Origin of the sequence: Bradyrhizobium sp. WSM1253 (assembly GCF_000244935.1) — a bacterium.
In the GTDB taxonomy this organism is placed as follows: Bacteria; Pseudomonadota; Alphaproteobacteria; order Rhizobiales; family Xanthobacteraceae; genus Bradyrhizobium; species Bradyrhizobium canariense.
This window is the reverse complement of record NZ_JH600073.1, coordinates 559,964-578,783: the sequence shown is the minus strand read 5'-3', so window position 1 is coordinate 578,783 and position 18,820 is coordinate 559,964. Positions and strand designations below refer to the sequence as shown.

At 65.4% G+C, this 18,820-nt stretch carries 18 protein-coding genes; 5 read left to right on the top strand and 13 right to left on the bottom strand.

Features of this window, described 5'->3' with window-relative positions:
• Positions 1 to 8: 8 nt before the first annotated feature.
• Complete coding sequence (locus tag BRA1253DRAFT_RS04620; protein WP_007591622.1) at positions 9 to 944, bottom strand: alpha/beta hydrolase; 936 nt, start codon at positions 942 to 944, stop codon at positions 9 to 11.
• 206 nt (positions 945 to 1,150) lie between these two features.
• Between BRA1253DRAFT_RS04620 and BRA1253DRAFT_RS04615 the strand changes: the two genes are divergently transcribed.
• Positions 1,151 to 2,197 (top strand): DUF2155 domain-containing protein, encoded by a 1,047-nt coding sequence (locus BRA1253DRAFT_RS04615; protein WP_007591621.1) that lies wholly within the window; start codon positions 1,151 to 1,153, stop codon positions 2,195 to 2,197.
• 61 nt (positions 2,198 to 2,258) lie between these two features.
• Here the strand turns inward: BRA1253DRAFT_RS04615 and aat are convergent, their stop codons facing one another.
• The 10 genes from aat to BRA1253DRAFT_RS04565 form a co-directional block, all read right to left on the bottom strand.
• Positions 2,259 to 2,939 (bottom strand): leucyl/phenylalanyl-tRNA--protein transferase, encoded by a 681-nt coding sequence (gene aat, locus BRA1253DRAFT_RS04610; protein ID WP_007591620.1) that lies wholly within the window; start codon positions 2,937 to 2,939, stop codon positions 2,259 to 2,261.
• 51 nt (positions 2,940 to 2,990) lie between these two features.
• The gene (locus tag BRA1253DRAFT_RS04605; RefSeq protein ID WP_007591619.1) at positions 2,991 to 4,106 is read right to left on the bottom strand and encodes a sensor histidine kinase; all 1,116 of its coding nucleotides are present in this window, start codon (positions 4,104 to 4,106) and stop codon (positions 2,991 to 2,993) included.
• The gene (locus tag BRA1253DRAFT_RS04600) at positions 4,103 to 4,543 is read right to left on the bottom strand and encodes a response regulator (protein WP_007591617.1); all 441 of its coding nucleotides are present in this window, start codon (positions 4,541 to 4,543) and stop codon (positions 4,103 to 4,105) included. The genes BRA1253DRAFT_RS04605 and BRA1253DRAFT_RS04600 overlap by 4 nt, the downstream gene beginning before the upstream one ends.
• Positions 4,540 to 6,057: a CHASE3 domain-containing protein gene (locus tag BRA1253DRAFT_RS04595; protein ID WP_007591615.1), complete on the bottom strand. Its 1,518-nt coding sequence runs from the start codon at positions 6,055 to 6,057 to the stop codon at positions 4,540 to 4,542. The genes BRA1253DRAFT_RS04600 and BRA1253DRAFT_RS04595 overlap by 4 nt, the downstream gene beginning before the upstream one ends.
• A gap of 105 nt (positions 6,058 to 6,162) precedes the next feature.
• Positions 6,163 to 7,521, bottom strand: coding sequence for an acetyl-CoA carboxylase biotin carboxylase subunit (gene accC, locus BRA1253DRAFT_RS04590; protein ID WP_007591613.1), 1,359 nt, complete (start codon positions 7,519 to 7,521; stop codon positions 6,163 to 6,165).
• A 60-nt stretch (positions 7,522 to 7,581) separates the two neighbouring features.
• Entirely contained in the window at positions 7,582 to 8,070 is a 489-nt protein-coding gene (gene accB / locus BRA1253DRAFT_RS04585) for an acetyl-CoA carboxylase biotin carboxyl carrier protein (protein WP_007591611.1), read from the bottom strand.
• Between the two features lie 37 nt (positions 8,071 to 8,107).
• Positions 8,108 to 8,575, bottom strand: coding sequence for a type II 3-dehydroquinate dehydratase (gene aroQ / locus BRA1253DRAFT_RS04580; RefSeq protein WP_007591609.1), 468 nt, complete (start codon positions 8,573 to 8,575; stop codon positions 8,108 to 8,110).
• A gap of 228 nt (positions 8,576 to 8,803) precedes the next feature.
• Positions 8,804 to 9,679, bottom strand: coding sequence for a DUF1236 domain-containing protein (locus BRA1253DRAFT_RS04575; RefSeq protein WP_007591608.1), 876 nt, complete (start codon positions 9,677 to 9,679; stop codon positions 8,804 to 8,806).
• 248 nt (positions 9,680 to 9,927) lie between these two features.
• Positions 9,928 to 10,695 carry a DsbA family protein gene (locus BRA1253DRAFT_RS04570; RefSeq protein WP_007591607.1) on the bottom strand — a complete coding sequence of 256 codons (768 nt, stop codon included), beginning with the start codon at positions 10,693 to 10,695 and terminating at the stop codon, positions 9,928 to 9,930.
• A 108-nt stretch (positions 10,696 to 10,803) separates the two neighbouring features.
• On the bottom strand, positions 10,804 to 12,207 hold the full coding sequence (locus tag BRA1253DRAFT_RS04565; protein WP_007591606.1) for a M48 family metalloprotease: 1,404 nt from the start codon (positions 12,205 to 12,207) through the stop codon (positions 10,804 to 10,806).
• A 216-nt stretch (positions 12,208 to 12,423) separates the two neighbouring features.
• Here BRA1253DRAFT_RS04565 and BRA1253DRAFT_RS04560 point away from each other — a divergent pair, with 216 nt between their 5' ends.
• The 3 genes from BRA1253DRAFT_RS04560 to BRA1253DRAFT_RS04550 all read left to right on the top strand — a co-directional run bounded on the left by BRA1253DRAFT_RS04560 (position 12,424) and on the right by BRA1253DRAFT_RS04550 (position 15,672).
• A complete protein-coding gene (locus BRA1253DRAFT_RS04560; protein WP_007591605.1) occupies positions 12,424 to 13,611 on the top strand; it encodes a pyridoxal phosphate-dependent aminotransferase in 1,188 nt (395 codons plus the stop codon).
• 87 nt (positions 13,612 to 13,698) lie between these two features.
• Positions 13,699 to 14,253: a biotin transporter BioY gene (locus BRA1253DRAFT_RS04555; RefSeq protein WP_035992783.1), complete on the top strand. Its 555-nt coding sequence runs from the start codon at positions 13,699 to 13,701 to the stop codon at positions 14,251 to 14,253.
• 84 nt (positions 14,254 to 14,337) lie between these two features.
• Positions 14,338 to 15,672 carry a dicarboxylate/amino acid:cation symporter gene (locus BRA1253DRAFT_RS04550; RefSeq protein ID WP_007591601.1) on the top strand — a complete coding sequence of 445 codons (1,335 nt, stop codon included), beginning with the start codon at positions 14,338 to 14,340 and terminating at the stop codon, positions 15,670 to 15,672.
• Between the two features lie 26 nt (positions 15,673 to 15,698).
• On the opposite strand, the gene BRA1253DRAFT_RS04545 is transcribed toward BRA1253DRAFT_RS04550, so the two are convergent.
• On the bottom strand, positions 15,699 to 16,577 hold the full coding sequence (locus BRA1253DRAFT_RS04545) for an SDR family oxidoreductase (protein ID WP_007591600.1): 879 nt from the start codon (positions 16,575 to 16,577) through the stop codon (positions 15,699 to 15,701).
• Positions 16,578 to 16,666: 89 nt separating this feature from the next.
• Here BRA1253DRAFT_RS04545 and BRA1253DRAFT_RS04540 point away from each other — a divergent pair, with 89 nt between their 5' ends.
• The gene (locus tag BRA1253DRAFT_RS04540; RefSeq protein WP_007591599.1) at positions 16,667 to 17,503 is read left to right on the top strand and encodes a helix-turn-helix transcriptional regulator; all 837 of its coding nucleotides are present in this window, start codon (positions 16,667 to 16,669) and stop codon (positions 17,501 to 17,503) included.
• A 71-nt stretch (positions 17,504 to 17,574) separates the two neighbouring features.
• On the opposite strand, the gene BRA1253DRAFT_RS04535 is transcribed toward BRA1253DRAFT_RS04540, so the two are convergent.
• Complete coding sequence (locus tag BRA1253DRAFT_RS04535; protein WP_007591598.1) at positions 17,575 to 18,807, bottom strand: FAD-binding oxidoreductase; 1,233 nt, start codon at positions 18,805 to 18,807, stop codon at positions 17,575 to 17,577.
• Between the last annotated feature and the right edge of the window lie 13 nt (positions 18,808 to 18,820).

Genomic DNA, 18,820 nt, shown 5'->3' with positions numbered 1-18,820 from the left:
ATGGCGTCTCAGCCCAATCCTTTCGTCTCGCTCACGGCGACATTGGCCTCTCGCAGCAATTTTCCCATGGTGAAGAAGCCGTGGAACTGGCCGGGATAATGCTTGGTAGCCACGGGCACACCCGCTTGCCTCAGCCGCTCGGCATATTCGTTGCCTTCGTCGCGCAGGGGATCGGCACCGGCGGTGAGCACATAGGCCGGCGGCAGGCCGGCCAGGTTCGTCGCCCGTGCCGGCGAGGCGCGCCAGTCGTGGATATCGGCGGCGCCGTTGAGATAATGGTCGCGGAACCAGCGGATCACCGAATGTGTCAGCAGCACGCTGGTCTCGGCCTCGCTGTGGGAGCCGTGCGTCATCGCGAAATCGGTCGCCGGGTAGATCAGCAACTGGCCCGCGATGGCGGGACCGTTGCCATCGCGCGCGGCGAGCGCGACGACTGCGGCGAGATTGCCGCCGGCGCTGTCGCCACCGATCGAAAGCCGGGAGGCGTCGATGCCGAGTTCGCGCGCGTTGGCGGCGACCCATTTGGTCGCGGCGATCGCGTCATCGATGGCGGCGGGAAATTTGTGCTCGGGCGCGAGGCGGTAGTCCACCGAGATCACGATCAGCGCGCCGGCGTCGGCGAGCTGGCGGCAGACGACGTCATGGGAGTCGAGATCGCCGATCACCCAGCCGCCGCCGTGGAAGAACACCAGCGCTGGGGACAAGCCATCATGCCGGCGCGGCTCTTTCGGAACATAGAGGCGTGCGGGAATGGCGCCGTGCGGTGCCGGGATCGACAGCGGCGTGATGCGTGCGAGGTCCGGTGGCTCGGGATTGGTCGCAAAGCGCGCCTGCGCGTAATAGGCCCGCGCTTCCGGCGCGGTCAGGCTCTCGTAGGCGGGCCGGCCGGCCTCCTGGAAGGCCTTGTAGACGGCGGCGGCATCGGGATCGAGCACAACGGGCATGGGAAGCGACCTTGCGGGTTTCTGATTGTTCGTTGGACGTCGTTTTCGGGGGCGATGCCCGCCTGACCCCTGGGAGGAGTGCTCGACTATCCCATCCGGGGGCCGATCTGGCCAGACCGGGCCGGGAAGGGCAGGGGTGCCGCCCTTCCCCCGCCGTATTCGCCGTGTTAACCGGATGGCCTGCGAGCGGCGGTATCCCCTGTAGAATGTCCAGCAAGCCCGATTCGCTGTTGAAGCCGCGCGAGATGTTTCGAACATTTACTCTGACAGGTCTTGCGGCGCTTCTGGCCGCCACCGCACTGACGGCTGCGACGCCGGCGCAGGCGCAGATCGGCACGATCTTCTCCGATCCGCCGCCGCTGCGGCCGCCCGGTAACATTCCGCGTGGCCAGCCCCAGCCGCAGCCGCAGATTCCCGATGACGACGAAGAGGTGCCGGAGCTGCCGCCGCAGGGCCGTGTGCTGCCATCGCGTCCGATGGCGCCGCCGCCGGGTCGGCAGGGCAATGTGATGCCGGGGCCTGTCGAGACCCAGCCTCTGGCGCCGCCGCCCGGTTCTAGCGCCGCTCCGCCAAACCAGCCGCCGCCCGTCGCGGTCGCTCCGACCAATCCGCAAGGCGCCCCGGGTGCGCCCGGTCAACGCCAGCCCCAGCAGAAGGGCGGGCCGGGCGGCGCCGTCCCGCAGACGCCGGCGAGCCTTCAGCCGGGCGACGAGGTCGTCACCGAGCCGCCGGCCCAGAAGATCGTGAACAAGAAAGCGACCTTCTCCGGCCTCGACAAGATCACCGGGCGCATCATCAATTTCGACGAGGAGATTGGCGAGACGGTGCAGTTCGGTGCGCTGCGCGTCAAAACCGACGCCTGCTACACGCGGCCGGCGACCGAGGCCGCCAACACCGACGCCTTCGTCGAGGTTGACGAGATCACCTTGCAGGGTGAGGTGAAGCGCATCTTTTCGGGCTGGATGTACGCGGCAAGTCCGGGCCTGCACGGCGTCGAGCACCCGATCTACGATATCTGGCTCACCGACTGCAAAGAGCCGCAGCAAACGATTGCGACCGCGGCACCGGATCCCGGCACCAAGCCGGCAGCACCGCCGCCGCCCGCGCAGAAGAAGGCCGCGCCCAAGCAGGTGCAGCAGCGTCCGCCGCAGCAATTGCCGCCGATCCAGCAGCAGCAGCCGGCACCGCCGCCGCCACCTCCGCCGCCCGAGCAGCGGCCGGGTCTGTTCGGTATCCCCGGGTTTGGCCGCTAGGCCAAATCCCCAGCGTTTGGTCGCTAGGCCAATCGCCCCGGGTTTGGCAGGCAATTGCTGATTATTGCCGCGCGGCGATGATCTCGAGCGCGCGTGCACCCGGGATCGCTTCACCGGCGGAGAGCCTCAGGAAATCGCCGGGCTCGCCCGCGAGCGCCTTGTCGAGCAGCGCGGTGTAGCGCCGCCGCGAAATCTCGGCCGCGCCGAAACTCTTCAGGTGCTCGGTGACGTACTGGGTGTCGAGCAGCTCGAAGCCGCCATGGATGAGCCGCGCGACCAGATGCACCAGCGCGACCTTGGAGGCATCGCGCGCAGTGTGGAACATGCTCTCGCCGAAAAAAGCCCGGCCCAGGCTGACGCCGTAGAGCCCGCCGACGAGGTCTTCGCCCTGCCAGGCCTCGACGCTGTGGCAATGGCCGAGCTCGTACAGCCCGCCATAGAGGTCGCGGATGCGCTTGTTGATCCAGGTGTCCTCCCGCCCGGCCTGCGGCGCGGCGCAGCCGGCGATCGTGGCCTTGAAGGCGGTATTGACGGTCACACGAAATGAATCCGAACGCACGGTGCGCGAGAGCCGCGAGGCCACGCGAAATCCGTCGAGTGGGATGACGCCGCGCAACTCGGGCTCGACCCAGAACAGGGTCGGATCATCGGCGCTTTCGGCCATCGGAAAGATGCCGCAGGCATAGGCGCGCAGCAGCACGGCTGGCGTGATTTCAGATGGGGCAGAGTCGCGCGAAGTCATGGCTCGCGACAATAGCAGGATCGCAATGCGGTTGCGATGGGCGGGAGCAGATCAGTTCGCTGCGGCAGCAGCCGGCTTGTCGGCGGCAGCCGGGACACGGCGGAACCTCAACATGATTCGGGTTCCGGAATGGGTGGGGTCGCGCTCGACCGAAGCGTCGAGCTTGGTGGCCATGGCAGCGACGATGCGCTGGCCCATGCCGGTGGAGCGCGGATCGGCCTTGACGTTGTCGCCGACGCCATCGTCGCTGATCGACAGCAGGAGATCGTCGCCCTGCGAGGTCAGCTCGACATGGATCGGGCCGGCGCCGTCAGGGTAGGCGTATTTCACCGCGTTCATCACCAGCTCGTTGACAATGATGCCGACGGCGACCGCACGGTCCGGATCGATCTCGATCGGTTCGGCCTTCAGCGTCAGGCGCGACATCCGGTTGCCCTCGGCCGACCGCCTGAGATCCTCGAGCAGCGAGTCCAGATATTGGTTCAGGACCACGCTCTTCAGGTCCTGCGAGGTGTAGAGGCGGCGGTGCACCTGCGCGACCGCGGCGACGCGGCCCATCGCATTGGTCAACGCAGCCTTGACCTCGTCCTGCGCGGCGGAGCTGGCCTGCAGGTGCAGCAGGGAGGCGATGATCTGCAGCGAGTTGCCGACGCGGTGGTTGACCTCGCGCAGCAGCAGTTCGCGTTCGGCTGCAAGAGCAGCGTAGCGGTCGCGCGAGGCATGGATCTCGGCTTCGGCTTCCTCGCGCGCCTTCTGCAATTCGGCCTGGCGCAGCGCGCCCTCGGCCGCGACGTGAAGCAGGGGGATGAAGTCGCCCTTGACGTCCTTGACGAGATAATCGGCCGCGCCCGCCTTCAGCGCCGTCACCGCAATGCTGGAATCCTGCGACGCCGTGACGAACACCACCGGCGGCGCGCCTGGGATCGCCATGATCTGCTCCAGCGTCTCCAGTCCGTCGAGGCCTGGCATGTACTGATCGAGCGCCACGACGTCGATGCCGCCGTCAATGCTGTCCTGCGCACCCGCGCGGCGGATGAGCTCGAGGCCTTCCTCGCCGCTCGCGGCGTGAACGACCTTGAAGCCGCGCCGTGTCAGGCCGCGATCGACCAGGCGCGCAAGCGCCCCGTCGTCGTCGATGTAGAGCAATGTGGGCATGCGCTGGTTCATGAGGCGGCGGGCGGGACCTGGATGACCGAGAAGAACAAGCCGAGCTGCCGGATGGCATTGGCGAAATTCTCGTAGTTCACGGGCTTGGTGATGTAGACGTTGCAGCCGAGCTCGTAGCAGCGTTTGATTTCCTGGGAATCGTCGGTGGTGGTCAGCACCACCACGGGCGAGGCCTTCAGATATTTGTTCTCCTTGATCTGCTTCAGAATGTCGATCCCGGTCATGTCGGGGAGGTTGAGATCGAGCAGGATCAGGAGCGCATTGCCCTTCTGCACGAGCCCGCTGCCATCGGGGCCGAACAGATGTTTCATCGCGTCCGTGCCGTTGGCAAAGGAGATGATCTCGTTGTTGACGCCGGACCTACGGATGTTCCGCTCGATCAGCCGCGCGTGTCCTTCGTCGTCCTCGATCATGATGATGCTGACGGGTTGGGTCATTGATCCGCGTTCCGGTTGCTGGCGTTCCAGGTGATGGGCAGCGTGATGGTGAAGGTACTGCCCGTATTCAGTTCCGATGATACCGACATGGTGCCGCCGAGGCGACGCACAAGTGCACGCACATGCGCAAGACCGATGCCCTGACCGGGCTTGTCCTGGGTTCCGGCGCGGCGAAACAGGTCGAAGATCCGCTGGTGGTCCTTGGGGTCGATGCCGCGGCCGTTATCGCTGATCTCGAAGATAGCGTAGCCGAGCTTGGTGCGCCCGCGAATTCTGATCTCGCCGGCGACGCCGGGCTTGAGATATTTGATGGCGTTGTCGATCAGATTGGAGAAGATCTGCTCCAGCGCCAGGCGGTCGCTGACGAGATCCGGCAGCGGCGCGACATGGATGTCCGCCTGCGCCTCGGCGGCCTGATGCGCCAGCGTCGACACGATGGCTTCGATCAGCTCGCGCGTGTCGATCTTCTGCGGCTGGAACTCGCGCCGACCCTCGCGGGTGAGATTGAGGATCGCCGAGATCAGGCGGTCCATCTTGGCGATCGACGACTTGATGAAGCCCAGCGCTTCGGAAAAATCCTCTGACAGCTGCTTGTCCGGACCTTCGAGTGCGATCTCGCCGTCCGGCAACGGCGGCCCGTCGGCCGGGACATGGGTGAGGCTGCCGATACGGCGGAAAATGTCGCCGCCGAGCTCTTCGAGCTCGCTGGTAAAGCCCATGATGTTGACGAGTGGCGAGCGCAGATCGTGGCTGACGATATAGGCAAAGCGCTGGATCTCGTTGTTGGCTTCGCGCAGATCGCCCGTGCGTTCGTCTACCACGGCCTCCAGATTGACATTGGCATCGCGCAGGCGTCCCTCGGCATCGTCGCGGGCAAGGGCCGAGCGCCGCACCAGCCAGATCGAGATCAGGGCCAGCAGCACGACGAGGCCGGAGCCGATGCCGGTCATCGACGCGGCCAGGGTCTGGCTGTGGTCCGAATTGACCGTTCGGAGCCGGAACAGCCGTTCTTCTTCCTGGATCATCCCGGTCGCGACATTGGCGATCGCGGCCGTGGTGTCCGTGGAGGCGATCTCGCGGACCAGTGCTGCGGCCTTCTCCGGCTCGCCCTTCCGGATGAAATCCATCTCCTGCACGAACTGGCCGAGCCTGGTCTCGATCGCCGCGCTCAGCTTCTCGATGCTTTGGCGTTGCTCCGGATTGTCGCCGATCAGGCGCGTGAGCCTGTCGAGAGCCGGGATGATCGCTGCCACGGCCTTGTCATGGTCGACCTTGAAATCCTCGCCTTGTGTCAGAAGGTAGCCCCGGGCGGTGCTCTCGGCGCGGCGGATTTCCAGCAGGAGCGCGTTGATCTGGTTCTCCGCCTCGATGGTGTGAATCACCCATTTGCTGTCGTCTCTCGCCTTGTTGACGAGGTAGACGGAGCCGGCGCTGATCACGGTCAGCACCAGCAGTCCCGCTGCGAACAGCAGGATCTGCCAGAATGTACGCCGTCGCTGCGCGTCAGCGATCACGACGGTCTCGCTCGATCAGGATTGCGGACTTCAAAACGCCCCCTCGGAACTGTCCCCATCGTGCCAAACGCGATTGGGGCCAAAGAGTTCCATAGGCAGGGACGGCTACTTCGGGGCGGGTTCCGCCTTGCCGGCAAGATATTGTTCCAGCCAGTGGATGTGATAGTCGCCGTTGATGATGTCGTCTTCGCGCACCAGAGCGCGGAACAGCGGCAGGGTGGTCTCAATGCCCTCGACCACCATCTCGTCCAGCGCCCGGCGCAGCCGCATCAGGCACTCGCCGCGGGTCTTGCCGTGCACGATCAGCTTGCCGACCAGCGAGTCGTAATAAGGCGGGATCGTGTAGCCCTGATAGACCGCGGAATCGATCCGCACACCGAGCCCGCCGGGCGGGTGATATTGCGTGATGCGGCCGGGCGAAGGACGAAAGGTCTCCGGATTCTCGGCGTTGATGCGGCACTCGATCGCGTGGCCGATGACCTGGACCTCTTCCTGCTTCGCCGGCAGGTCGCCGCCGGCGGCGATGCGGATTTGCTCCAGCACGAGGTCGATGTCGGTGATGCTCTCGGTGACGGGATGCTCGACCTGGATGCGCGTGTTCATCTCGATGAAGTAGAACTCGCCGTCCTCGAACAGGAATTCAATCGTGCCGACGCCGAGATATTTCATCTCGCGCATCGCCTTGGCGCAGGTCTCGCCGATCTTGGCGCGTGCAGCCGCGGTCAGCACGGGCGAGGGGCCTTCCTCCCAGACCTTCTGGTGGCGTCGCTGCAGCGAGCAGTCGCGTTCGCCAAGGTGGATCGCGCCGCCGCGGCCGTCGCCGAGGATCTGAATCTCGATGTGACGCGGCTTCTGCAGATATTTCTCGAGGTAGACAGAGGCATCGCCGAAGGCGGATTTGGCCTCGTTGGCCGCCGTCGACAGCGCGACCTGAAGATCGGCCTCGCTCTCGGCCACCTTCATGCCGCGACCGCCGCCGCCTGCCGCGGCCTTGACCAGCACGGGGAAGCCGATCTTCCTGGCGATCGCCATCGCGTCGTCGTTGGGGCCGACCCCTCCGTCGGAGCCGGGCACCACGGGAATGCCGAGCTTCTTGGCCGTCCTCTTGGCCTCGATCTTGTCGCCCATCAGGCGGATGTGCTCGGCCTTCGGGCCGATGAAATGCAGATTATGCTCGGCGAGGATTTCGGCGAAGCGCGCGTTCTCCGACAGGAAGCCGTAGCCGGGATGCACGGCATCGGCACCGGTGATCTCGCAGGCCGCGAGCAGCGCGGGGACGTTGAGATAGCTGTCCTTGGACGCCGGCGGTCCGATGCACACGCTCTCGTCCGACAGGCGCACATGCATGGCATCGGCGTCGGCGGTGGAGTGCACGGCGACGGTCGCAATCCCGAGCTCCTTGCAGGCCCTGAGGATGCGAAGGGCGATCTCGCCGCGATTGGCTATGAGGATCTTGTCGAACATGGTGTCCTTATTGGACTGACGCGCGGAAAGCGGCGAGGGCGATGAGGTCGCCCTCGACCGTCACTCAATAATCACGAGCGGCTCGCCGTACTCGACCGGCTGACCGTCCTCGATCACGATCTGCGTCACCGTGCCGGCGCGCGGCGAGGGGATCTGGTTCATGGTCTTCATGGCTTCGATGATCAATAGCGTCTGGCCGACCGAGACCTTGCTGCCGACCTCGATGAACGGCTTGGCGCCGGGCTCCGGCGCCCAATAGGCGGTGCCGACCATCGGCGAGGTCACGGCGCCGGGATGCTTCGACAGGTCGGCAGCGGCAGGCGCGGCGGCAGCTGCGGCCGCCGGGAGGGCAGCGGGAGCGGCCGCCATCTGCATCGGCATGGTCGCGGCGACGCTGATGTTGCGGGCGACGCGCAGGCGCAGGCCGGCACGCTCGATCTCGATTTCGGTGAGGCTGGTCTCATCGAGCAGCAAGGCGAGCTCGCGGACGAGGGCGGAATCCTCGCTGGAAAACTTTGCGGCTGCTTTGTCGTCTGGCTGGCGCGCCATGTTGTTTGATCCGAATGTTCTGTGTGAAGGGGGAGCGTCAGGCTTTGGGCTTGATGCCGAGCTTGGCGGCAAGGCCCTGAATGGCAAGGCGGTAGCCCTCGATGCCGAAACCGCAGAGCGAGGCGAAGGCCGCGCGCGCGGTGTAGGAGTGATGACGGAAATTCTCGCGGGCGTGAATGTTGGTGACGTGCACTTCGACCGTCGGGATCTGCACCGCGAGGAGCGCGTCGTGCAGCGCGATCGATGTGTGCGAATAGCCGCCGGCATTGATGATGATGCCCTTCATCTTGCGGGCGTGTGCCTCGTGGATGAAGTCGATCAGCTCGCCTTCGCGGTTGGATTGCCGGCAGTCGGCCTTGAGGCCGAACGTGGCCGCCGTCTCCCGGCACAGCGCCTCAACGTCGGCCAGCGACGCATGCCCGTACTTCTCGGGCTCGCGCGTCCCCAACATGTTGAGGTTCGGCCCGTTCAGGACAAGGATCGTGTCGGTTGCTGGTTCGGCCATTCCAATCCCGCAAGAGGTGCTTCGGCGTGGCGGGGGTTATAGGTAACAAAGCGCGTGAGGGGAAGCCTTGAAGGACCTCCGAGGTGGCTTCAGATGCCTCATCCGGGGTGCAAAAATCTGTGCGCAAGCTACGGAAATTGCTTGTTAACCAGTCCGAAGCATGGCTGCCGGCCGAACGGCAAAGGGGCGGGCATTGCTGCCCGCCCCCGATGGTTGCCGGGTATCGTCTTACGTGTTCAGGACAGCCACGATCTCATAGGTGTCCGGATTGACGATCACGATCTCGTCCTTGACCAGGACGTAGCGATAGGTCCGCCATTCCGGATAGATCGTCACGACACGGGACGGCAGGGTGTGCAGCTCGACGCCCTCGCGCGGAATGCGAGTGCCGACCGAGATCGAGAAGTTCACGTTCGTCACCGGACGCACATGCTCCTCGCGGATCACCGAGGTGATCTGCGTGCGTTGCTCGGTCGAGAGCTTGGCGCCCGCGCCGGCCTGACCGACCGTCGTGTTGGTGCTGCTCTGACCCTGCGCATTCTGGTTGGTGCTGGTGCCGGTCTGGCCCTGAGCGTTCTGGTTGGTGCGCGTCTCGGTACCCTTCTGGTTCTCGGCATTGTTGGTGCTGCTGGTGCCGCTCTTGGCGCCCTCAGCCTTCATGTCCTTCTGGTCCTTGGCGCCGGTCTTGCTCGAGTCCTTGCTCGTGTCCTGACTCATGCTCTTGGACTTGTCCTGCTGACCCTGCGCGCGTTCGTCGGTGCGCTGGCCCTTGGTAGCGCCGGACTTGTCCTCAGCCGCGTTCTTGTTCATCTCGCGGCCGGAGTGCTCGTCCTTGGTCGCGCCGGAGGATTTGTCCTCGGCGGACGTGCCGGATTTCATGCTGCTGGAGCCACCAGCCTGGCCGACGGTGCCCTTCTCATGGGCGGATTCCTTACCCATCGAGCCGCCGCGTTCGGCGGCGCCGCCGGAAGGCTGCGAATGCTGCATCTGCGCACCACCGGCGCCGCCACCGCTGTCGCGGTTCATGGTGCCCTGTGCGTTCGCCAGACCGGTGCCCGCGACGAGCGCGAGTGTGGCAACCGAGATCATAAAGCGGTTAGACATGGAATTCTCCTCACGTGTTCAATTGCGTCATTGCCCGCGCCGACAACGAAAGGAGATTTGAGTTGTTCCGGAACTTCGGTGGTTCCGGGGCTTTTGTTTGTTGAATGCCAGATGAATGCGCGCGCCAGATTTCGGCGCAATGAAAAGGCCGGCGTTTCAGCCGGCCTTTTGCATGCGTGAGTTGTAGAGCAGATCGCTTATCAGCAAGTCGCCTTGTCAGCAGGTCGCCTTGTTAACAAGTCGGCTAATTAGCAAGTCGCTTTGCCGCAGCGGGCCACAGCGATCTTTTCCTTCAGGCTTTCGACACCGACGGCGCCGACAACGATCTGCTTGCCGATGACATAGCTCGGCGTGCCGTTCATCCCCATCGCTTCGGCGAGTTTGAAGTTCTCCTCGATGGTGGTGCGTACCTCGGCGCTGCCGATGTCCTTCTCGATCTTCGCGACGTCGAGGCCGGCTTCCTTGGCCGCCTGAAGTGCGCGCGCCTTGTCGGCCGCCCCACGACCGCCGAGCAGCTTCTGGTGGAAATCGAGATACTTCTTGCCGGAGGGATCTTGCATGCGCACCGCGACGGCGACCTGGGCTGCTTCGACCGAGCCCTGGCTCAGCACCGGAAACTCCTTCAGCACCACCTTCAGCTTCGGATCGGCCTTCATGAGGTCGAGCATGTCGCCCATCGCGCGCTTGCAGTAGCCGCAATTGTAGTCGAAGAACTCGACGAAGGTGACGTCGCCGTCCTTGTTGCCGAGCACGACCTGGCGCGGCGAATTGAAGATCGCATCGGAATTCTGGGCGACGCTGGCTTCGTGCTTCTGCGTCTCAGCCGCGGCCTGGCGCTTGGTGAGCTCGGTCATCGCTTCCTCGAGCACCTCGGGATGGGTGACGAGATAGTTCTTGACGATCGCCTCGATATCCGTGCGCTGGGCATCGGAGAAGCTGTCGGCCGACGCGGGCACGGCTGCGCCGAACATGGCGAGCGCAAACAGCGCGGGAGCAAGCAGGCGCAGCGAAGGCATAGGCAAATCCTCTTATCCAAAGCAGGTTTCGGAAAACGTCCCGGCGGACTTAAGCTCGGTGTCGTGACGTCGTTTCGTAAGGCGTCGTGGCGTAAGGCGTCGTTCTGGTCAGTTGCGCGGCGGTTTCGACGCCACGATGTCGTCGGCCTTGACCCATCCGGGTGTGCCGACGGCGAAACGGGTTTTCGCGCGCGTCGCAAGCTCGCGGGCGGTCTTGTTGTCGCCGCGCAGATAAGCGGCCTGCGCCGACGCCAGATCGGCCTCGGCATAGTCGCCCTTCCGGCCATAGGCCATCGCGAGCTGCATGTAGCCGAGCACGGCCTCCGGTTCCCGTGCCACCGCGGCCCGGAGAATCCGAACGGCGTCATCGGTGTAGGCCTTATTATCGGACCCAACCAGAGCCTGCCCAAGTAACATCTCGATGAGGGGCGCGTTGTTCGAAAGTGCGACAGCCTTGCGCAGGGCCGGAATCGCCTCGGCCGGCTTGCCGCCCTCCAGCAGGGCCTGGCCGCGCACCTCGTAAAAATACGCATTGTTGGGCTGGACCTGGATCAGCGCGTCAATCTGGGTGAGCGCGCTGCGCAAATCCCCATGCAAATAGGTGCTGATGGCGCGGGCGTAGCGCGCCGGCAGGCTGTCGTTGGTCAGGGGATAGCGGCGGTACACCGTCTCCGGCCGTTCCATGAAGGCGGAGATCTTGGCGCGCACCATGTCGTGGCGCAGCTGAAGCGCGGGATCGTCCTTCTTGTCCCAATAGGGGCTGGCGCTGGCGAACTCCTGCAGTGAAGCGACGCGCTCGGCGGGCATCGGGTGCGACTGGAGATAGGGATCGGCGCCCCGTGCTGCGAACAGGCTCTCGCTGGTGAAGCGCTTGAAGGTCTCGTACATGCCCTTCGGCGACTGCTGGGTCGCCGTCAGGAATTTCACGCCGGCGCGATCGGCGTTCTCCTCCTGCTGCCGCTGGTAGGACAGCAACGTACGGCGGATCATCTCCTGCGGGCCGGCGAGGGCGGCGGCTCCCGCATTGGCAAGGCCATTGTTGCCGGCGCTGCCGCTGCCGCGGGTGCTGCCCACGGCCATCGCGCCGGCGCCGAGCAGCATGGCGATGATCATCTGGGTCTGGGCATTGGCGAGCTGCTCGCGCAGCTTGGACAGATGTCCGCCGGCCAGATGCCCGGTCTCGTGCGCGAGCACGCCGATGATCTGGTTCGGCGTCTCCGACTGGAGGATCGCGCCGTAATTGACGAAGATGCGGCGGCCGTCGGCGACGAACGCGTTGAACGAGCCCTCGTTGACGATCACCATCTGGATGTTCTGCTTCTCCAGACCGGCGACGCGCAGGATCGGGCGGGTGTATTCGCGCAGCAGCTGCTCGGTCTCGGTGTCGCGCAGGACCGGCGGCCCCTTGGCCTGCGCATGCGCGGCCGAGAACGGCGTCAGCGCGATCGCAGCCGCCGCGAGGAGGGAGATGAGGGCGGTGGCCTTCTTGCGCAATGCGATCTGGAACAACATCAAGCGGTCTGGGTCAAAGGATCTTGTCAGCAGGCTGGTCAAGCATTCTTGGTCGAGCAGTTCAGTGATTGGTTTTGGCGATTGGCGGCGGACCGGATACGCGATATGCCCTTTTGAGCCGTTCCCCTTATGAGCCGTACAATGCGGCCAGTCTGGGGCGCAAGAACCCCGTTCTCAGGCCGGACGGATCAGTCCGCCAGCGAATAGCAGAAATCGATGCACGATGCGACCTTGAGGAACCGGTTGGGGCAGTGGCTTGAGCCCTCCCGCCGTAGCGATGTTCCCCCGTTCATGGTGATGGACGTGATGGCCGCGGCGGCCCGGATCGAGGCGGCCGGGGGCCATGTCATCCACATGGAGGTTGGCCAGCCCGCCGCCGGCGCGCCGAAGACCGCGATTGCGGCCGCCCATGCGGCGCTCGAGGCAGGGCGGATCGATTATACCTCCGCGCTGGGCATCCCCTCCTTGCGCGCGCGCATCGCGCGGCATTATCGCGATGCCTATGGCTGCGATGTCAGCCCCGAGCGAATCGTGGTGACCACCGGCTCCTCCGGCGGGTTCATTCTGGCTTTCCTGGCGATGTTCGAGCCGGGCGACCGCGTCGCCGTGACGGTGCCGGGTTATCCGCCGTACCGTCATATTCTCACCGCGCTCGGCTGCGAGCCGGTGCTGATCGAGACTACGAACGAGACGCGCCATGCGCTGACCGGCGAGGCGCTGCTGGTCGCCCATCGCAAGGCGCCGCTGAAGGGCGTGCTGGTCGGCAGCCCGGCCAATCCGACCGGGACCATGATGTCCCGCGAGGCGCTCGCAGGCCTGATCGCTGCGGCGCAAGACGCGGGCATCCGTTTCATCTCGGACGAGATCTATCACGGGCTCGACTACGCGTTTCCCGCGGTGACGGCTGCGGCGCTGTCGGACCACGCGCTCGTGATCAACTCGTTCTCGAAGTATTTCTGCATGACGGGCTGGCGCGTCGGCTGGATGGTCGTGCCCGAGATTCTGGTGCGGCCGATCGAGCGGCTGCAGCAGAACCTGTCGATCTCGGTGCCGTCGCTGTCGCAGATCGCGGCCGAAGCGGCCTTCGACGGCGCGGCCGAGATGGAGGAGATCAAGCACGGCTATCAGGAAAACCGGCGCATCCTGATCGAGGGATTGCCCAAGGCCGGCCTGACCAGGTTTCTGCCGGCCGACGGCGCGTTCTATCTCTATGCGGATGTCTCGGATTTCACCTCAGACAGTTTCGACTTCGCCAAGCAGATGCTCGAACAGGCCCATGTCGCGGTCACGCCGGGGCTCGATTTCGATCCCATCCATGGCCGTTCATTCATACGGCTCTCTTATGCGCGTTCGGCTGCGGAGATGCGGGAAGCAGTTGACCGGATCGCTCACTGGCTTAAATAGCCGCCAGTTTTCGACAGCCTTCTGGAGTGCAACTTGTCTGACCGTTCCGTCCCGTCTACCGCCACGCATTCTCCTCTCGCCGCATTGATGTGGCCAGTCCGGCCCGGTGAAACCGTCGGCGCCTTGCGCGCCGTCGTGCTGATTGCGCTCGGCACCGCCTTGATGGCGCTGTCAGCCAAGGTGAACCTGCCGCTGCCTTACGTGCCCATGACATTGCAGACGCTGGTCGCGTTGATGATCGGCGCCGCCTATGGCTGGCGGCTTGGCAGCGCAACCATGATTGCCTACCTCGCCGAGGGCGCAATGGGCCTGCCGGTGTTCGCCGGTCCCGTTGGTGGAATCGCACCGCTGGTCGGCCCGACCGCGGGCTATCTGTTCGGCTTCATTGGCGCCGCCTTCGTCACCGGCTGGCTCGCCGAGCGCGGCTGGGATCGCAGCGTCATGCTGCTGTTTGCGGCCATGGCCGTCGGCCACATCCTCATTCTGGCCGCGGGCTTTGGCTGGCTGGCCTTTGGCCTCGGCCTTGGCGCCGCAAAGGCTTGGCAGGTCGGCCTGATGCCGTTCGTTGCGGCGTCGTTGGTCAAGAACGCGCTGGGCGCGACGTTGATGCCGGCGATACGCCGGGTGGTCGATCGCGGGTAAAGCGCGCAATAACGAGCAGTTCCGATTGACAGGGCCGGCCAAGTTGATCTTGGCTGGCCCGGCGTTTTGAGGGGGAGTGAAACAATGACGACGACAACGATGGTGGGGGCGCCGGTCGCGCCGCCCGCCGCCAAGCCGTGGTACAAGGTACTTTATATCCAGGTGCTGATCGCGATCGTGCTCGGCGCCATCGTCGGCTGGCTCTGGCCGTCAGTCGCCACCAATGAGTGGATCAAGGCACTCGGCGATGGCTTCATCAAGCTGATCAAGATGGTGATCGCGCCGATCATCTTCTGCACCGTGGTCTCGGGCATCGCCCATATCCAGGATGCCAAGAAGGTCGGCCGCATCGGCGTCAAGGCGCTGGTCTATTTCGAGATCGTCTCGACCTTCGCGCTGGTGATCGGACTCATCATCGGCAATCTGGTGAAGCCGGGTGCGGGCTTCGGCGGCGCCGCCGCCAACGCGCAGGCCGTCGCCAACTACGCCAAGCAGGCCGAAGGCCAGAGGTCGGTCGACTTCGTGCTGCACATCATTCCGGACACCGTCGTCGGCGCTTTCGCGCAAGGCGAGATCCTGCAGGTGCTGCTGTTCTCGGTGCTGTTCGGCTTCGCCATCATGGGGCTCGGCGAACGCGGCCACACCATCCGCAGTTTCATCGACGACGCCGCGCATGCGGTGTTCGGCGTCATCTCCATCGTGATGCGCGCGGCGCCGATCGGCGCCTTCGGCGCGATGGCCTACACCATCGGCAAGTTCGGCACCGGGGCGATCCTCAACCTGATCGGCCTGATAGCGACATTCTACCTGACTGCGGCGCTGTTCGTGTTCGTCGTGCTCGGTATCATCGCGCGCTTCGCGGGCTTCTCCATCTTCAAGTTCCTCGCCTACATCAAGGACGAGCTGCTGATTGTGCTCGGCACCTCGTCCTCGGAAAGCGCGTTGCCGTCCTTGATGGAAAAGCTTGAGCGCCTGGGCTGCTCCAAATCGGTGGTCGGCCTCGTGGTGCCCACGGGCTATTCGTTCAATCTCGACGGCACCAACATCTACATGACGCTGGCGACCTTGTTCATCGCGCAGGCGCTGGGCTTCGATCTCACCTTCGGCCAGCAGCTCACCATTCTGGTGGTGGCGATGCTGACCTCGAAGGGCGCCTCCGGTATCACGGGCGCGGGCTTCATCACGCTGGCGGCGACGCTCGCCGTGGTCGATCCGCGCCTCGTGCCGGGCATGGCGATCGTGCTCGGCATCGACAAGTTCATGAGTGAGTGCCGCGCGCTGACCAATCTGTGCGGCAACGGCGTTGCCTGCGTGATCGTCGCCTGGTGGGAGGGCGAACTCGATCGCGACAAGCTCAACGCCAACCTCGCCAGGCAGATCGATCCGACCGACATGGAAACGGCTGTCACGACGGACTGATCTGCATTTGACGGTGCCGGGCGCCGTCAGATCTTGAAGTAATAGGGCTGGTCGAGATCCTCGATCAGCCCTTTTTCTTGCGGCGACCAGCCGAGAGCAGCACGCGTCTTCGCGCTCGAGGTCGGAACGTCGGCGCCCGCGAACTGTGCGAACCAGCCGAAATGCGCGGTCGCTTCCTCGGGCGATTGGGACACCACGGGCACGCCGAGCCGCCGGCCGATCACTTCCGCAATCGCCTTGAACGGCACGCCTTCCTCGGCGATCGCGTGATAGTGCTTCGCGGTTGCGCCTTGCTCCAGCGCCAGCCGGTAGACGCGCGCGGCATCGAAGCGGTGCGCGGCGGGCCAGCGGTTGCTGCCATCGCCGACATAGACCGATACGCCTTTCTGGCGCGCGAGGTTGATCAGGATCGGAACGAAGCCGTGGTCGCCCTCGCCATGCGTGGAGGGCGGAAGACGCACAACGGCGGCGCGGACGCCGGCCAGCGACAGCGCGGTCGCTTCCGACACGCGCGGAAAGCGCTGCGCCGACACATCGTCCTCGGTGGCGAGGCGGCCGGGCGCAAGCAGCGCGACGCCGGAGGTGACGATGAGAGGGCGACCGGAGCCCTTGAGCTCCTCGCCGATCGCCAGGATCGCGTGGCGGTCGAGCTCGCAATTGTCCAGAAACTTCGAGAAGTCGTGGTTGAAGCCGAGGTGCAGGACGCCGTCGGAGGCGGCCGCGCCGCTGCGCAAGGACGCGTGATCCTCCAGCGAGCCGCGGTGGATCTCGGCGCCCATCGCGGCGAGCGTCGCGGCTCCCGCGTCGGAGCGGGCGAGGCCCGTGACCCGGTGGCCGGCAGCGATCAGGTCGCGAACGACGGCGGAGCCGACGAAGCCGGTGGCGCCAGTGACGAAAACACGCATGAGTATCTCCAGGGTTGGTGGAGACGACCATCCGCGCTAGGATTATCCGGGTAAAGTAGTGACATTATCGGGGTATAATAGCTAACAGGATGAGCGAGACCGCTTCAGCCGAAAACCTGCTCGGGGCCTACCTCAAGGACCGCCGCACCCGGCTCGATGCCACCGCGTTCGGCTTCGCGGGTAGCCGCAGGCGTACGCCGGGACTCCGCCGCGAGGAGGTGGCGCAGCGCGCCAATATCAGCCCGACCTGGTACACTTGGCTCGAGCAGGGCCGCGGCGGCGCGCCGTCGCCCGATGTGCTCGACCGCATCGCGCGAGCGCTGATGCTGACCGATGTCGAGCGCGAGCACCTGTTCCTGATCGGCCTCGGCCGTCCGCCCGAGGTGCGCTACCAGGCGAGCGAAGGCGTCTCGCCGCGGTTGCAGCGGGTGCTCGATGCGTTCGCGTTCAGCCCGGCGCTGGTGCGGACCGCGACCTGGGACGTCGTCGCCTGGAATCGTGCCGCAAGCGCCGTGCTGACCGACTACGGCGCGATCCCGCCGGGACAGCGCAACATCCTGCGCTTCATCTTCTGCGATCCGCGCGTGCGCGCCGCGCAATACGATTGGGACAGCGTGGCGCGCTTCGTGGTCGCGGCTTTCCGGGCGGACGCCGCGCGGGCCGGCGCAGTCTCGCATGTCGCCAATTTTGTCGACGAGCTGTGCCGGACCAGCCCGGAATTCGCCGCGCTCTGGCGCGACAATGACGTGCGTTACCACGGCGACGGCACCAAGCGGCTGCGGCACCCCGTTCACGGCACGATGTCGTTCGAATATTCGAGCTTTATCGTCGAGGGACGCTCCGATCTCAGCATGATCGTCTACAACCCCGCGACTCCCGACGACGCCGAACGCATCAGGACACTGCTCGCCGAGCGCGCCGACTGACGGAAGTTGCGAACTCGCGCGTTCAACCTGCATCTGGCGACGCGCACGCGGTGCTTGCCGTCAACCCTGATCTAGAATCGCTCCGGCCGGTACGGCGTCGGATCGATCGCCGGTGTTTCGCCGCTCATCATCTCGGCGAGGAGGCGCCCGGTCGCGGGTCCCAGCGTAAAGCCCTGGTGGCCGTGGCCGAAGTTCATCCAGAGGCCGGGATGGCGTGGGGCGGGGCCGAGCACCGGCAGCATATCGGGCGTGCAGGGGCGGGTGCCGAACCATGGGTCGGGCTCGACCCGCTTGCCGAGGTCGATCAGCTCGCGCGCGGAGGCTTCCGCGCTGGCGAGCTGCACGGGCGTTGCGAGCGCGTCCAGGCCCGTCAACTCCGCGCCGGTGGTGATGCGGATACCCTTCGCCATCGGACCCATGGCGTAGCCACCGGCCTTGTCGACCAGCGGCAGATCGAGCGAGGCGCCACCGCTGTAATGCATGTGGTAGCCGCGCTTGCGCACCAGCGGAATGCGATATCCGAATTTGAGCAGGAGATCGGGCGACCACGGCCCGAGCGTCACCACGGCGTTGGCGGCGTCGACCCGCCCATGGTCTGTCTTGACCGACCAGCCGGTGGCGGTCTGCTGCAGGCTTTGGGCATCACCGAGCACGATGGCGCCGCCGAGGCGCTCAAACAGATTGGCATAGGCCGTGACCAGCGCGCCGGGATCAGACACGGTCCAGGTGTCGAGCCAATGGATCGCGCCGGGCAGGTCGTCGCGCAGGACAGGTTCGGCCTTGGCGAGCTCGGCGCCCGAGAGCGCACGAAACCTCACGCCGAATTCGCGCTGGTCCTCTTCCGCCGCCTTGACGGCAAGATCGAACGAGGCAGCGTCGCGATGCAGGTGCCGGTATCCCGCGCGGCGGATCAGATTGTCGGCATGGGCTTCGCGAATGAGGATGTCGTGCTCCGCCGTCGCGTAGGCGATCAGCCGTGCCCAGGCGTCGATCGCCTCACGATGTCGCTTCGGCGCCGAATGCCACCAATAGCGGAGCAGGGGTTCGATATGAAGATGAAGAGATGACAGGCTGTAACGCACGTCGTTGGTGCGGCCGGTCGCGATCTTCAGGAGCGTGGCGAGGTCGCGCGGCATCGGATAGGGGCGCACCGCTTCCGCCTGGATCATGCCGGCATTGCCGTAGCTGGTCTCACGGCCCGGCTCCCTGCGGTCGATCAGCGTGACGGACCAGCCGCGCTGCTGGAGGTGCAGCGCCGCGCTGACGCCGATCATGCCGCCGCCGAGGACGATCGCGCTTTGCATCGGAAGAAATTCT